Origin of the sequence: Pseudoalteromonas rubra, from assembly GCF_004212645.1 — a bacterium.
Lineage (GTDB): Bacteria > Pseudomonadota > Gammaproteobacteria > Enterobacterales > Alteromonadaceae > Pseudoalteromonas > Pseudoalteromonas rubra_G.
Window position 1 is genome coordinate 1 of sequence record NZ_PPUZ01000182.1, and the last position, 289, is coordinate 289.

General features: G+C 43.6%; 1 pseudogene. It reads right to left on the reverse strand.

Annotated elements, in window-relative coordinates:
- Nucleotides 1–103: 103 nt before the first annotated feature.
- Nucleotides 104–289: pseudogene (locus C3B51_RS23425) on the reverse strand (transposase); the annotation flags it as partial.

Here is a 289-nt window from a genome sequence, read left to right on the forward strand (position 1 = left end):
GTTTAAACTCAAAACTCTGGAAAATAAGAAGGGTTAGACAATACGAGAGTACGTCCAAGCTTCAGTTTGGATAAATCTAAATGACACTGAAGGAAAAAGGCTGTTAGCCAAATAGCCGCTCACACTGCACCAGATTGGTTCGTCGCTTTTTACCCAGACGTTCACAGTAATCCGTCATTGCTTGCTTTCGCCCTACTGCACCATGGAATACCTTGGTAAATCGAGTAGTAAGCTTAAACCAGTTTTCTGGCTCTATTTGCAATCTGGTCAGCAGCGGCTGGCTATCACT